This window comes from Alicyclobacillus suci (genome assembly GCF_017329615.1).
GTDB classification, from domain to species: Bacteria; Bacillota; Bacilli; order Alicyclobacillales; family Alicyclobacillaceae; genus Alicyclobacillus; species Alicyclobacillus suci.
Genome location: NZ_JAFMTW010000007.1, coordinates 58546 through 73083, shown reverse-complemented (window position 1 = coordinate 73083; position 14538 = coordinate 58546). Strand labels below are relative to the sequence as shown.

The window sequence follows — 14538 nt, the reverse complement described above, 5'->3', positions numbered from 1 at the left end:
CAGCGAAGGATGGGGCTGACGGCCGGGGGCGTTTGTTGCCGTCCCAATTCGCTCTATCCACAACTGTGGTGTCCTGGAGGGCACAGCCCCCTTTTTACTATATGAAAAGCGGCCTCAAGTGAGGGCCGCTTTTTCGTTTTACACCATTCCCACCTTGGTTATATCAGTGTCACATCAATCCCCATTTCCCGTAGTTTTTCAAAAAACATCGGGCAGGTTTTTGATACGCATCCCGGGTCATCAATCTCCACTCCAGGCACTCGCACACCGATGATAGACTGCGCCATGGCAACGCGGTGGTCGTCATAGGATGACAAGCGCGTTCCCTTCGGCACACCCGGGTGAATCGTAACACCGTCTGGTCGTTCCTCTACCGTGATGGAAAGACGCCGAAGTGTTTCACAAATCACCGCTAACCTGTCCGACTCGTGGTGCCGAATATGCCCAACGTCAGTAATGACAATTGGGGCGTCCGCAAACGGCGCAAGGAATGCCAAGGTCAGCGTCTGATCAGACATCTCCTTCATGCTCACGTTCATCCCGCCGCGCAACTTGGCAGGTCCTCGAACTTCGATGCCTTGTCCGCCATCCGTATCGACCGTACATCCCATATCGCGCAAAACGTCGACGAAATGTACGTCCGGCTGGCGTGTCTGGTACGCCAAATTGCGCACGCGCACGCGGCCACCTGTCAACGCGGCGATGGCCCAAAAGTAGCAAGCCGTGGACGCGTCCGCTTCGATTTCATAATCGCGGCCCTGGTATCCCGTCGGCGTGACCGCCATCTCGTGCAGCTGTTCGTCAGCAGTGACATTCGCCCCAAACGCCCGCATCATATCCAGCGTGATATGTACATACGCATGCTGCACAATCGTATCCGTGATTTCGATGGTCAACGGCGCCTTGGCATATGGCGCCGCAATCAGCACGCCACTGATAAACTGACTCGAAACCGCCCCCGACATCTGAACGCGACCGCCGCGCAAACCTTGCGTCGACAACGTGATAGGCAACGTATCCATTCGCTCTGTCGCTGGCCGGATAGTTGCGCCCAAGTCGCGTAGCGTCTCAAACAAAACTCCCATTGGGCGCTCATTCATGCGCTTGCTGCCCTCGATAAACCATTCTCCACAACCAGCGGCAAGCGCACTGGTTAGAAACCGAGCTGTCGTACCGCCCGCACCTGTGTACACGCGACCTGCCTGGTTTGGCCAAGATCCGCCGATGCCGTGTACGGTGACTTCATCTCCCACGACGTCCACTTGCACACCAAGGGTCCGCAACGCTTCAATGCACCAGTACGCATCGTCGCTGCGGAGCAGTCCGGACAATCGCGACGTACCGCTCGCAAGAGCCGCCACAATCAACGCCCGGTTCGTGAAACTCTTGCTTCCCGGCACCACGAGACTGGCGTCTACCGGTCCATCCACCGGGTGTATCGTCGCACAGGTCACGTCACGTAACGCCCATGGCGATCTCGCTTGCAAATCGGCATTTGCCTCATTGGCTGACATACATTCACCTCATCAAACGATGACACCCACATCACCGTGTTTCGGAGCTTGCTGCTGATATTTCGGCTGTGACCTCTTATATAACTTACGGAAGTCGCTTGATTTTGGTCTCAATCGGCGACCGCTCTTTCACTTCCGGAACCTCCGCCGGATAACCAACTCCAAGAATCCAGATGGTTGCTGTCTCATCCGTCACGCCGAGAATCTCCCGCGTATTTGGAGTGTTCCCAATAGATGTCCACCGCGTACCAGCACCTGCGGCGTGCGCAGCCAAGGAGAAATTCTGAATGAACGACGAAACAGCCACCAAGTTCTCATCGCGCTCAATCGGTTTATCTGACCCCTCTGCCACAAACGCTAACACTAAGGGCGCGTCGCCAAAGTTGGGCTTGTGATTGATTTTCGCCCGCGCCTCATCGCCGATGACAATCACTTGCCATGGTTGATTCATGCGGTGGTTCGGAGCATAGCTAGCCGCCTCTAGCCACTTCATCCAAGTTGCTTCATCAATCGCATCCGGGCGAAACAATTTAATATTCCGCCGCCCGGTAATCACCTCGAAAATATCCATAATATAACTCCCTCCGATAAAACGCGTTCATGTCCAAATGATACACCATATGACCGTGTTGTCGAAGAGTATGCTCCGCGCGTCAACTACACATGGTATAGCGTAGAGGTGAAGGCAATGGCCAAAATGAGTGAAAAAGCGTGGGTCTGGTGCTTAATTCCCGCTGGTGTAGCTGCTTCCTTGACTGGCGCCATCGTGGGCAAGCACATGATGGAAGAAAGGCGTTATCACCACGGAAGTTACGGTCATAAAAGTTACGGTCATGGAGGCAAACACGACGATATGAACGCAAAAGAGGCCGTGATTCAAGACTGGAAGATGTAATAGTATGCATGACTGACACGGGTCCGGCAACAAGACTATCGGTTCCCAAAGCAAGCAAAGCGTGGCGGTATGCGCCACGCTTTGCTATGCTCTTAACCAACGCAGAAGGCGGCAAAAATCTAGTTCCCCTTGTCGACAAACAGCAAATAGCGCATGCTTAAAGCACGAACCTCGAACGAAATAGGTGATACCATGAACGACATGTCCAATCGTCAAGAGGAATTACTGCGCGCACTGCAACAAACCAACAAACCGCTCTCCGGACAATTTCTGGCAAAACAATTTGGCGTGACCCGTCAAGTCGTTGTTCACGACATCGCGCTCCTACGCGCACTAGGCCACCGAATCCTCGCAACGCCAAAAGGGTACCTTATCGAGTCAACCGCCAGTAAACAGACTGCGGTCATCGCAGTGTCCCATACACCTGAGCAAACACCCGTGGAACTCAACACATTCGTCGATTGCGGAATCAAAGTCATCAATGTCCGTGTCGAGCACAGTGTGTACGGAGAAATTGTAGGCAACCTGTATTTGTCGTCACGGCGTGACGTTGAACACTTTCTCGCCAAAATCGAGGCAGAAAAAGCCCCATTTTTGTCTACATTGACAGGAGGTGTGCATTATCACCAAGTCGAGTTCGATCACGCTGAGCAACTCACCGACGCCATTTCACGCCTTCGTGCAGCGGGGATTGAGGTGATCGATTAAGGTCACAGTCCCCATTCATCCATCGACGGATATTGCACCACCCACCTCAGTAGGACCAGCCACCCTCCTAATGTGCCTTTTGTTGGAAAACCACTTTACAACTTTACCCCAACAGGTGTATATACACATGTGTGAACTAAATGCACGTACAAAAGGAGGGGCAATGCATGGCACAACCATCACAAGCGGTATACGGCGACAAAATCATGACGGTCGAACCGTTCAGCGTGGAACAAGTTCCACAACAAGAGCGACATGGCAACTCGTTCAGCCAATTTACACTGTGGCTCGGCAGCAACCTGACTATCGCCGACTATGCACTTGGTTTTCTTCCGGTTTCTCTCGGTATGTCATGGATTTGGGCAATCATCGCGATTCTTATCGGCAACCTCATCGGAGCACTGGTCGTCGGCTTATGCTCAGCCATGGGCCCCGCTTACGGACTGCCACAACTCATTATTACGCGAATCACGTTCGGACGCGTCGGCGGTTACTTGCCCGGTTTACTGAACTTCGTGAGCACCATCGGCTGGTTCACGGTCAATAACATACTCGGTTCATTCGGCTTGCACGCCCTGATCCCAGGACTGTCCTTCACATTGGCCTCCATCATTCTGGTACTGGTGCAAGGCATTGTCGCAATGCTAGGCCACAATTTCATTCACGCTTACGAACGCACCATGTCGATACTCCTTGGCATCATCTTTGCTATCGTGACGGTCATCAGCCTGGTGCATTGGGGTACGCTCAGCGCGTATCACCCCACACACAAGCAAGTTGGCCTCTCCATCATGGTCATCGTGGCAGCGGCGTTCTCCTACCTCGGTAGCTGGGGTCCGTATGCCTCCGACTACAGCCGGTACTTGCGCCGGGACATTAGCAAGGTGCGCGTTGGGTTGGCAGCAGCCACGGGGTCTTTCCTCGCATCTGTTTGGCTGGAGATTGTCGGCATGTTCGTCGCGGTGTTCGCGGCGGGTCACAGCGCTAATTCAATCGACGCGCTCCACAGTACAATGGGTGGATTCGGCGCCGTGGCGACAATCGCCATCATCCTCGGCGGCACGGCGGCAGACGCAATTAACTTGTACTCAAATTCCCTATCGCTACGCGCACTCGATGTAAACATTCCCCGCTGGTTGATTGTCGTCTTTGCAAGTCTTGTCGGCCTCATCCTAAGCTTGCTCGGACGCGGACAATTCGAATCCAACTTCGACAACTTCCTTTTGCTCATTGGTTATTGGATCACACCCTGGATGGGCGTCTTATTCGCCGACTTCTACGTGAAGAACCGCCGTCAAGCGACGCCAAGCCACGTCAAGCACATTCATTGGCCGGGGCTCATCAGCTTTATCGTCGGTATCGGCGTATCTGTCCCTTTTATGAACAGCACACTCTATGAAGGTCCAATTGCAATCGCCTGCCACGGCTTAGATCTCGCCTTCTATATTGGCTTCGCAGTCGCCTTCATACTGTACTTGGCGCTGAAACGCTCGCCGCAATTGAACTAAGACGCAAACCGTGCGCGGCCCCCGGTAAAACCGAGAGGCCGCGTGGTCTAGCACGAATTTCATCATCAAGAACCCCCTCCAATCAACTTACATAACTCCTTTCCAAATGGTGACAATAAAGAAGTCAAATAAGGGGTAGAGGGGGTCTGTCATAAAGTGTTTCGGAAGTCACAGAAGACAAATCACAATTGGAACGCACGACTTAACCATCTGGAACGTAAACGCAATGTCCCGGCGAACATCCCAAATGATGTTCTCCAACGCAACGTCGACGCCAATGAGCAACTGTTAAGGAACGTGTTCGACAAATGCTCGGATGTCGTATTCCATTCCATCAAGGTGAAAGGACGCACGGACATCGTTGTCGTTTACATCGATGGTTTAATTGACATTCAGAACTTTGAAGACATGGTGTTAAAACCAATCCTTTACGAGGGTCCCCCCCAAGGGTTAGGAAGAACAAAGCGAATTGGGCAATTGATTGAGGATAATTTGATTGCAATTGTCGGTTCAAAGACAGTTAGCCGAACGGATGAACTGATTCACGAAATCCTAGACGCCAACTTGGCCTTATTAATCGACGGCGAACGCGAGAGTTTAATACTCCACCTGAAAAACGTCCCCACCCGTGCCATTCAAGAACCAAAAACCGAGCCAGGAATCCGTGGCCCACAAGAAGGTTTTACAGAGTCGATTCGAACCAACACAGCGATGCTTCGCAAAATTATTAAAAGTGCCGACTTAAAATTCGAATCTGTCGTCGTTGGAGAATTATCCCGTACAGATGTTCTAATTATCTACCTGAGCCGGCTCGTCAATACTTCCGTATTAAACGAGGTTCGTAGCCGAGTTCAAAGAATCCAAATTGATGCTATCGTCGACTCGGCTTACATTGAAGAATTGATTGAAGATGCGCCATTTTCCCCCTTCCCAATGGTTCAAAATACGGAGCGGCCTGACGTGGTCATCGCAAATCTCCTCGAAGGAAAAGTGGCGATTCTGGTGGATGGTAGTCCTTTTGTATTGATCGCACCGCAAACGTTTTGGGGGGCACTTCAGGCCGCCGAGGATTACTATGACCGATTTATATACGTGTCATTTATTCGCATACTGCGCTTTGGTCTCTTATGGATTTCCTTGCTCCTACCGTCCATTTACGTTGCATTGACCACTTTTCATCCACAGTTAATGCCAACAAATTTATTATTAAGTTTTGTTGCGGCGCGCGAGTTAAGCCCATTTCCTGCCGTAGTTGAGGCCTTATTGATGGAAGTCATGTTTGAGGCACTACGAGAGGCGGGCATTCGGCTGCCACGTGCCGTGGGTTCGGCGGTCAGTATCGTAGGCGCATTGGTCATCGGGCAAGCTGCGGTTCAAGCTGGCATCATTTCCGCGCCAATGGTGATTGTTGTTTCAACAACTGGAATTGCTTCTTTTGCGTTACCTCGATATCAATTCGGCACTTCATTTAGACTGTTGCGCTTCCCTATGCTACTACTGGCTGGGACACTCGGCTTCTACGGTATAGCCCTCGGCCTCATGGCAATGATGACGCATCTCGTTACGTTACGGTCTTTTGGAATTCCCTATTGGGGTTCGCTTCAGTTCTCAGTCTTTGGAAATCTGAAAGACACAATTTTTCGTTTTCCAATCTGGATGCGGAACAAACGACCTAACATACTCATGGAGGAAGATTCAACCCGTATACCAGTTGGACAGAAACCTTCTCCGAAGAGGTAGGGACGCCGATGCGCACATTCCAAAAGGCTCTGTTTCACTCAGGAATGATACTGTTCTGTATGATATTTGTTACGGGTTGTTGGGATAAGCATGAATTAAACGACCGGGCCATCATCATGGGGGTTGGTCTCGATCAGGGCGACGACGATTCCGTGATTATTAGTATGCAAATTGCACGCCCCTCTGGTCTTGGCACGAATGAACAACCAGAAAATGAAACAGGTGCTTTTGAATACGTAGAATCAAAAGGTAAAAATTGGATGGATGCAGCTCAACATTCCGCATTCCAAATATCCCGTTATCGATTTTTCGGCCAAAGACGAGTCATTTTTATCGGAGAAAACTTGGCCAGACACGGTTTAAAAAACATGCTTGACGAATTCTCGAGGGATACCCAGGTTCGATTACGGACAGATATGGTTGTCATTCAAGGTGGCGAAGCCCGAGACCAACTGAAGAAGTCTCGCCCGTTTGAACGTGTGCCTGTCCTATCGGATATCAAATTGCATACGGCAATTGGTGGAAAATCAGGTGACACGACGTTTCGCGACTTTTTGATTGATGTGTTAAGTGATGGAGCTTCGCCGACACTGGTCAGTATGAACGGGAATCAAGTCACAGGTCGCGCCGTATTTAATTCTGATTTGAAACTTGTGGGGTATCTGACGATGGATGAGGCCATCAATCGACTGTGGATTACAGGCGGTCTCAAGCAATATGTCTATACTTTTCGGGTTCCTCAATTCAACGGCCTAGTATCGCTTCAAACCAGTAAATTCAGGCGCGATATTACGACGAAAATCGTCGATAACAAAGCGCATATAAATATCGCATTGTCAGCGGTAGCGGACTTACAAGAAAATGATTCGTCCGTCAATATGTACGAGACACATCATCTACAGACTGTGCAACAGGCGTTCAATCGCTATTTACAAAAATCCATGACAGATATGGTGAAAAGAACACAAGAAGAATATGGAATAGATGTATTCCAACTTGGAGAGGTTATTCATCGTCAACACCCAATCCAATGGAGAGATATGAAGAACGACTGGAACCGTAATGGATTTCAAAACGCGCAAATTACTGTCAATGTATACACAACCATTAAACGAGCAGGGTTAACCACACTACCGCTACAGTTGAACGAAGGAGACCAATCGAACTCATGACAGCAGGTCGAATGCGGATTTCAGGTCGGCAAATCTTTTGGATCATCGTGTGTGCGGAAACATCACCCATGGAATCAGTACTCTTAACCCCTTTATTTCAAGCTGCAAAGCAGGATGCTTGGATTTCTATGGCTATAGGGGGCTTGGCCGGACTACTTATCACGTTTCTCATTGTGCGAACGTCATTGTTGTACCCTAAGCAAACCATCGTCGAGTATGCTCAAACCATTCTCGGCAAATGGATTGGCAAGCTGCTCGTCATTCCGTATCTGGTGATGGCACTTCTTGGACTCGGCGTAATCCTTCGACAATTTGGCGACTTCATACATATGGCATTGTTTGAGCTAACCCCTCTCTGGGCAGTTATTGTAGGCTTTTTACTTATGTGTGTGTACTTAACCTATGCAGGCGGAATTGAAGGTATTGGAAGGTCTGCTGAAATCATTGGTCCAATCGTCATTTTTGCCGTGTTACTTGTGAAGGTACTCAATTTCAGTTCACTTGACATCCACCTGGTACGACCCATTTATTGGGATAGTGGATGGAGACAGATTCTGCTCGGCAGCCTTGCCACCATGTCGTTTGTCGGTGAGTCCGTGATCATGCTGGTGCTAGTGCCATTCGTGTCACAGCCAAATCGTTGTATGTCATATGCCATGTGGGGACAAACCGTCTCGTTTGTCCTTGTCACAGGTTCCGTATTCCTCGTCACTTCAATTTTCGGCCCTAATCTAGCAGGTCGATTGTTGTATCCCGCATTCGAGATGGCTGGGTTTATATCCATCGCCGACTTTTTGCAAAATGTTGAATCTGTTGTCGTAGTCATATGGATATTTGGCTACTTTATCGAAGTATCCGTATTTCTATTCGTCACATGTTACAGCCTAGGTCAATGGTTTCATGTAAAAGACTGGCGCAAAACAATTTGGCCAGTAGCAGTAATCTTGTTTATCTTGGCAGTCATACCAAAGACGCTGAGCACCGCAACCATTGAGGCACCTAAAACGAAATGGACGCTGATTGGGATCTTTATCAATATCGTGATTATCCCCCTGCTCATTTACATCGTTGGATATTGCCAACGAAAATTTAAAACAAGTGTTAAAATGTCTTAACATCGTCATATATATAACCAAGACAGCATATACCATCTTGTAAGAATTCTAAGGTGGTGGGTGCATGTCTATTTCCGTGTGGCAAGAACATCGGTTTTGGGTGGACATATTGTTAGATCATGCGCATTTCGTGCATGACAACCTGTCACCGTCGGAGACGAAATGGGTGAATACGGCATCACAATTTATCGCCAGCTTTCAGTCGCTTTCCGATGAACTCAGCACATTACATCCCACCTTGACCGAGTCTTCGGGTGAAATGATTGAATTTGCTAAGAAAGTGCACCCAGTTGCCTACAATTATTATCGCTTCGAGGGCCATCTGCAAAAATTGCGAATCAGCAATGACGTAAACCTCAACCTCAGTCCCACATATCTCGCTGGAACAACTGATGAGAATCAGGAATATCTTCGCCTCTTGTCGTACTATACCAAAGGTCAATCCGCGCCTATATTAAGTCTTCCTCACTTACTCGATCTCTGGTTATTTGACCAATCTGGTCATGGTACCTTGTTGGCAGACGTGTTGGACCCAATCGAAATAGCTTTATTGAAAGAGGTGAGAGGCTACGTAGACGTGTTCCTCGTTGACCTTGCAACGAATATCGTCCTGAAACGGTATTTGAAGTTTACACCGCCCGGATTTCCGTTTGAAAAACGATTCATTCGAAGAGTCGCGAAAAATGTTGTTCGGTTTTACAGGTTCGTTGAAGAAGTCGTACACCGCTATCAACAAGACGAAACGTTAAATCGAACAACGCTTCGCTTTCTCGAGCACCATTTCCCCGAGTCCTGTTATTTTTTAACGAAACTAGCTTACTATGATCCTGAAATCTATACCATACCAAACTGTCCTATCCAGGTCCATCGCGAATAGGGTAGGCTCATTTGCCAATCGGATTCCGATGAGAATCGCCTTACGCGTTGTCTAGTTTATTCCGGTCGACCTTCCTCTATGCTTCTTGATTTCGCAAGTGAAAAAGGCATCCGTATCTCAACGGATGCCTTTCATCTTTCGACTATCGAATCGTGAATCATTTAATCCTTGACGAAACGGCGCTGTGTCCGTTTCCCATCGTGTGAAAAAATCGTCTCCCGGCCTTCGACAACTGTCTGCACGTGACAATTACGCCCCCACACTCGATACAGATAGGGCATGGTTTTCTCCAGGTGTTTCAGGTCGAGTTCAACACCTTCGTACTCATGTTTGATAAATAACTCACCATTTCGATTGTAGTCGCCGTCCTCGACATACAGGACAGGAATCCCGCCATTGACGCGCGACGCAACGAGCGAATCGCGCACCTTCTCCCAATCAGTTTCGACGACCCGCCAGTCATTCCCGACTTTTTGATAGAGGTACAAGTCAAGATCTTCAATCAATTGCTTAGTCAAGTAATTGCGCAAAAACGCAACGTCGTTCTCCATCTCGCGTACCTCAAACATTTTGGCGCGGCCTTGCCCCGGTTCTCGATGATGACGTTCGCGTTCTTCCTCTGTCGGATTATTCCACCGCTTCTCAATATCCTCCCAAATCGCCAGACCTAGGTGGTACGGATTGATGGAAGTCCGCGACGGCAACACGACGCCGGAGTGCATCTTGGCAAACTCCACAGCCTCCTCATCCGTGAGGTTCATCTCGCGCATAATGCGCAAATGCCAGTAAGTCGCCCACCCCTCATTCATGATCTTCGTCTCCATCTGCGGCCAAAAGTACAACATTTCTTCACGCAGAATCGAGAGCACGTCGCGCTCCCATTCCTCAAGCACGGGACTGTGCTCAATGACAAAGAGCATAATATCCTTTTGGGCAGCCCGCGCCTTGACCATCGGCTTTTTCTGCTGCTTCGCTTCGGCAGTTTCACCAATCGACCACAGGTCGTCGTACGGCGAGCGAGTATGGTCGACGGAATGAAAGACTGGGTCGTATTCGCCGTGGCGACTGCGGTACTGCTGCTGTTTCACTTTCGCTCGAGCATTGCGACCATCTGTCGAGGCATCCACGTGCTCCGACAGCGCGAGACCTGCGTCAATCAGCTCTTCTACCGCCTGCCGACCGTACTTGAGTTCATAGTGGCGAATACGGTCCGCACTCGCCGCCATGCGCTCGACCATATCGCGCGAGGTGTAACGGAAGGTGGCGTTATTTTTAAAGAAATCGCAGTGTGCAAGCACATGCGCGCAGACCGTCTTATTTTGCAACAACGTGTTGCCATCCAGCAAAAATGCGTAACAAGGGTCAGAATTGATGACCAGCTCATAAATTCGGCTCATGCCGAGGTCGTACTCAAGTTTCATTTTATGGAATGATTTCCCAAAACTCCAATGCGAAAAGCGCGTCGGCATCCCGTAGGCGCCAAACGTGTAAATGACATCCGACGGACAAACCTCATAACGCATCGGATAAAAATCGAGCCCGAAATCCCGGGCCAATTGTGTCATCTCTTCAATACTTTGTTCAAGCGCGGCCATCTCTTCGTTGTTCATGCGCTTTTCACCCCATCACGCCGCGAAAAGAAGTGTTTTAATGCGGCGTACACCTCGGATTTATCGCGAATCACAAACTTCCGAAACTCAGGGATATCGAGTTTCGAAAAGGCATTCATCATGGTCGAATTTCTGGAATACTGATTCACTTCGGCGTAACCCAACATTTGGGATTTTTCGCTAAGTTCACGAACTAACTTCACACACTTCTCGTTATCGGAGGTCAAATTGTCGCCGTCAGAAAAGTGAATCGGATAAATGTTGTACCTATCTGGCGGATATTCCCGCTCAATCATCCGCAGTGCGAAATCGTACACGGAGGAACAAATCGTTCCCCCGCTTTCCCCCTTGGTGAAAAAGTGCTCCTCTGATACCTCATGTGCCTCCGTGTGATGCGCAATGTAGCGAATGTGAACGTGCTCGTATTTTGTGCGCAAGAAACGGGTCATCCAAAAGAAAAATGTACGGGCGCAATACTTTTCAAACAGCCCCATCGATCCCGACAAGTCCATCATCGCGAGAATCACCGCATTGGAGTCCGGTTCCTCCACGTCCTCCCAAGTCTTGTAACGCAAGTCATCAGGCAAAATCTGCGCCTTGTTGGAACCTATCCGGGCGTTGCGCCGGATGGATTCCAGCAGTGTGCGCTTTTTATCGATGTTTCCCGACAACCCTTTCTTGCGCACATCGCGAAACTCAAAACTCTCGGCGACAATTTGGTCGGGGGTCTTGTCGGCGAGATCCGGGAGTTCCAATTCGTTGAACAACAACGTCTCAATATCCTCGAGGCTGACGTTTGCCTCGGTATAGTCCAGGCCGGGTTGTTCGCCGGCGCCTTCTCCCTTGCCAGCCTGCTGTTTATCTGGCCGGCCTTGCGCAATGACGTCCCCCACCTGCGAATCTCCTTGCCCCGTCCCCGCGTGACGCCCCTTCTGGAAGTTGTATCGAATCCGATACTCCTCGAGTGAGCGGATGGGCACTTTGACGATTTTCCGCCCATTGCTCATAATCAGGCTTTCGTCACTGACGATATCGGCGAGATTGTCCTTAATAGCTTGCTTTACCTTGTCGCGATGTCTGTCCTGGTCTTGTTGTCCTTTGCGATGGAGGGACCAATCTTCCCTTTGCAGTGAGAAATAGGCGTTCGACACGTTTCATCTCCCCTTCCGGGTCGGCAACACGCTCAGCGGTTCAAGAGACTTCCCGTATATCGCAACAATTCGTTGGCGCACGACGGGCAGTATCCGTGTTCATCAATGAGTCGTGCTGTCACCTCGTTGATTTTCTTCAACTGCGTCTCATCCGGTGTTTTCGACGAAGTCGTAATTTTGACGACGTCCTTCAAATCCGCGAATAATTTCTTTTCAATCGCTTCACGTAGGCGTTCATGCGAGTGGTAATCAAATTTCCTGCCGCGCCGCGCGTAGGTCGAGATGCGAATGAGAATTTCTTCGCGGAAGGCCCGTTTGGCATTTTCAGAGATGCCAATTTGCTCTTCAATGGAGCGCATCAGGCGTTCATCGGGATCAAGTTCCTCACCAGTCAATGGATCCTTAAGCTTCTGCCAGTTGCAATATGCCTCGACATTATCGAGATAATTGTCGAGCAGCGTCTTCGCCGATTCCTCGAAGGAGTAGACGAATGCTTTCTGGACTTCCGTTTTCGCCATCTCGTCGTACTCTTTGCGGGCAACTGCGACGAAGTTCAGCAGCCGTTCCCGGTCTTCGGCACTGATGGAAGCGTGCTGATCTAACCCATCCTTGATGGCCCGCAACACGTCGAGCGCATTGATGCATTGGGTATCGCGACGGATGAGGGCGGTAGAAATCCGGTTGATGATATAGCGCGGGTCGAGCCCTGACATCCCTTCATCCGCGAACTCCGTCTGCAATTCCTTCAAATCTGCGTCCTTCATCCCCTCAACGGTTTGCCCGTTGTACAGGTACAATTTTTTCAATAAGTCTACACCTTGCTTCTTAGATTCTTTCAACCGCGTGAGAATCGAAAAGATGGCAGCCGTCCGCAGCGCGTGTGGCGCAATATGCACATCTTTTAAGTCACTTTGTTGTACTAACTTGTCGTAAATTTTGATTTCGTCTTCGACGCGCAAGTTGTACGGAACCGGCATGACAATCATGCGCGATTGCAAGGCTTCATTTTTCTTATTGGCGACAAAGCTGCGATATTCTGCTTCGTTGGTATGTGCCACAATCATTTCATCGGCAGAGATCAGTGCGAAACGCCCTGCCTTGAAATTCCCTTCCTGAGTCAAACTCAACAAGTGCCACAAAAACTTTTCGTCACACTTGAGCATCTCCTGAAACTCCATGATTCCGCGATTCGCTTTGTTCAGTTCGCCATCAAACCGATAGGCTCGCGGGTCGGATTCTGACCCGTACTCCGTGATGGTCGAGAAGTCGATGCTCCCGGTCAAATCGGCGATGTCCTGCGATTTGGGGTCGGATGGGCTAAACGTGCCAATGCCGATACGCCGCTCCTCCGACATCAGGATTCGCTCGACTGGAACTTGTTCAATGTGGCCACCAAATTCCTCATCCAGTCGCATCCGGCAACTCGGGCACAAATTCCCCTCGATGCGGATACCATATTCATTTTCGAAATCTTTTCGTAATTCCAGCGGGATTAAATGGAGTGGTTCCTCATGCATCGGGCACCCTTTAATCGCGTATAACGCGCCCTCCGGCGTTTTCGAATACTGCTCCAACCCGCGCTTGAGCATCGTGACAATCGTCGACTTACCGCCACTGACCGGCCCCATTAACAGCAGGATGCGCTTACGCACGTCCAGACGTCGCGCCGCCGCGTGGAAGTACTCCTCGACAAGACGCTCCAAGGTGCCCGACAACCCGTACATCTCGCTTTCAAAAAACGGGTAGTGGCGATGGCCTTCGGCATCTGTCTCAATGCCCTTGCTGGCAATCATGTCATATATACGAGCGTGCGCTGTCTTGGCCACGCTGGGGTGCTCCTTGACGATTTCGATGTATTCCTCGAACGTCCCCTCCCAACGAAGGCCCTGTTCCTCCGCGCGGTAGGTGTTGAGTCGGTCAAGAAAACTCATGGACCCATCCTCCTCCTCTGGTGCAAGTTGACAAGCGACCGTTACAACCGACTGACAACGGACTCTTCGCGCGACAACCAAAAATCCGTCCGCGTTTCTTCATCCTATTCGCTGCCTGCTTGGCCACATGCCCATGCTTTGCTTGCCAACCGGATTAGCTATAAGGGAACACAAATGCCGTCTTGTCTCGTCATACACGAGGGCCAGGCGGCATCTGTAACTTATATTTACACGAGATGCGCAAATAGTGTGAAAATAAAATCAGGGACAGATGCGGATTTCGAGCTATAATTGTGTCATTCGTGCGCATTCCCCCG

The 14538-nt window shown here is 50.0% G+C and carries 12 protein-coding genes; 7 read left to right on the top strand and 5 right to left on the bottom strand.

Going from position 1 to position 14538, the window contains the following annotated elements:
• Window positions 1-158: 158 nt before the first annotated feature.
• Together aroA and J3482_RS05580 are read right to left on the bottom strand one after the other, a co-directional pair.
• On the bottom strand, window positions 159-1514 hold the full coding sequence (aroA, locus tag J3482_RS05585) for a 3-phosphoshikimate 1-carboxyvinyltransferase (RefSeq protein WP_146823129.1): 1356 nt from the start codon (window positions 1512-1514) through the stop codon (window positions 159-161).
• 85 nt (window positions 1515-1599) lie between these two features.
• Window positions 1600-2085, bottom strand: coding sequence for a nitroreductase family protein (locus tag J3482_RS05580; RefSeq protein WP_146823131.1), 486 nt, complete (start codon window positions 2083-2085; stop codon window positions 1600-1602).
• Between the two features lie 117 nt (window positions 2086-2202).
• Between J3482_RS05580 and J3482_RS05575 the strand changes: the two genes are divergently transcribed.
• The 7 genes from J3482_RS05575 to J3482_RS05545 all read left to right on the top strand — a co-directional run bounded on the left by J3482_RS05575 (window position 2203) and on the right by J3482_RS05545 (window position 9529).
• Entirely contained in the window at window positions 2203-2409 is a 207-nt protein-coding gene (locus J3482_RS05575; RefSeq protein WP_146823133.1) for a hypothetical protein, read from the top strand.
• 201 nt (window positions 2410-2610) lie between these two features.
• Window positions 2611-3117, top strand: coding sequence for a transcription repressor NadR (locus J3482_RS05570; protein ID WP_206922166.1), 507 nt, complete (start codon window positions 2611-2613; stop codon window positions 3115-3117).
• A gap of 167 nt (window positions 3118-3284) precedes the next feature.
• On the top strand, window positions 3285-4625 hold the full coding sequence (locus J3482_RS05565; protein WP_206922165.1) for a purine-cytosine permease family protein: 1341 nt from the start codon (window positions 3285-3287) through the stop codon (window positions 4623-4625).
• 156 nt (window positions 4626-4781) lie between these two features.
• A complete protein-coding gene (locus J3482_RS05560) occupies window positions 4782-6365 on the top strand; it encodes a spore germination protein (RefSeq protein WP_328702660.1) in 1584 nt (527 codons plus the stop codon).
• Window positions 6366-6373: 8 nt separating this feature from the next.
• Window positions 6374-7537, top strand: a complete 1164-nt coding sequence (locus tag J3482_RS05555) for a Ger(x)C family spore germination protein (RefSeq protein WP_146823139.1) — start codon at window positions 6374-6376, stop codon at window positions 7535-7537.
• Window positions 7534-8652 carry a GerAB/ArcD/ProY family transporter gene (locus tag J3482_RS05550; RefSeq protein ID WP_146823141.1) on the top strand — a complete coding sequence of 373 codons (1119 nt, stop codon included), beginning with the start codon at window positions 7534-7536 and terminating at the stop codon, window positions 8650-8652. Before J3482_RS05555 ends, J3482_RS05550 begins: the two co-directional genes overlap by 4 nt.
• Window positions 8653-8716: 64 nt before the next feature.
• A complete protein-coding gene (locus J3482_RS05545; RefSeq protein WP_206922164.1) occupies window positions 8717-9529 on the top strand; it encodes a DUF2935 domain-containing protein in 813 nt (270 codons plus the stop codon).
• Window positions 9530-9690: 161 nt separating this feature from the next.
• Here J3482_RS05545 and J3482_RS05540 read toward each other — a convergent pair whose 3' ends face one another.
• Genes J3482_RS05540 through J3482_RS05530 form a run of 3 tightly spaced genes read right to left on the bottom strand, consistent with a single transcriptional unit; the run spans window position 9691 to window position 14221 of the window.
• Window positions 9691-11139, bottom strand: a complete 1449-nt coding sequence (locus tag J3482_RS05540) for a SpoVR family protein (RefSeq protein ID WP_146823145.1) — start codon at window positions 11137-11139, stop codon at window positions 9691-9693.
• Complete coding sequence (yhbH, locus tag J3482_RS05535) at window positions 11136-12290, bottom strand: sporulation protein YhbH (protein WP_146823147.1); 1155 nt, start codon at window positions 12288-12290, stop codon at window positions 11136-11138. The genes J3482_RS05540 and yhbH overlap by 4 nt, the downstream gene beginning before the upstream one ends.
• A gap of 32 nt (window positions 12291-12322) precedes the next feature.
• Complete coding sequence (locus tag J3482_RS05530; protein WP_206922163.1) at window positions 12323-14221, bottom strand: PrkA family serine protein kinase; 1899 nt, start codon at window positions 14219-14221, stop codon at window positions 12323-12325.
• Between the last annotated feature and the right edge of the window lie 317 nt (window positions 14222-14538).

Excerpts from the sequence above, each read along its gene's own strand:
- aroA (WP_146823129.1), bottom strand. The coding sequence starts at position 1,514 with ATGTCAGCCAATGAGGCAAATGCCGATTTGCAAGCGAGATCGCCATGG.
- J3482_RS05580 (WP_146823131.1), bottom strand. The coding sequence starts at position 2,085 with ATGGATATTTTCGAGGTGATTACCGGGCGGCGGAATATTAAATTGTTT.
- J3482_RS05575 (WP_146823133.1), top strand. The coding sequence starts at position 2,203 with ATGGCCAAAATGAGTGAAAAAGCGTGGGTCTGGTGCTTAATTCCCGCT.
- J3482_RS05570 (WP_206922166.1), top strand. The coding sequence starts at position 2,611 with ATGTCCAATCGTCAAGAGGAATTACTGCGCGCACTGCAACAAACCAAC.
- J3482_RS05565 (WP_206922165.1), top strand. The coding sequence starts at position 3,285 with ATGGCACAACCATCACAAGCGGTATACGGCGACAAAATCATGACGGTC.
- J3482_RS05555 (WP_146823139.1), top strand. The coding sequence starts at position 6,374 with ATGCGCACATTCCAAAAGGCTCTGTTTCACTCAGGAATGATACTGTTC.
- J3482_RS05550 (WP_146823141.1), top strand. The coding sequence starts at position 7,534 with ATGACAGCAGGTCGAATGCGGATTTCAGGTCGGCAAATCTTTTGGATC.
- J3482_RS05545 (WP_206922164.1), top strand. The coding sequence starts at position 8,717 with ATGTCTATTTCCGTGTGGCAAGAACATCGGTTTTGGGTGGACATATTG.
- J3482_RS05540 (WP_146823145.1), bottom strand. The coding sequence starts at position 11,139 with ATGAACAACGAAGAGATGGCCGCGCTTGAACAAAGTATTGAAGAGATG.
- J3482_RS05530 (WP_206922163.1), bottom strand. The coding sequence starts at position 14,221 with ATGAGTTTTCTTGACCGACTCAACACCTACCGCGCGGAGGAACAGGGC.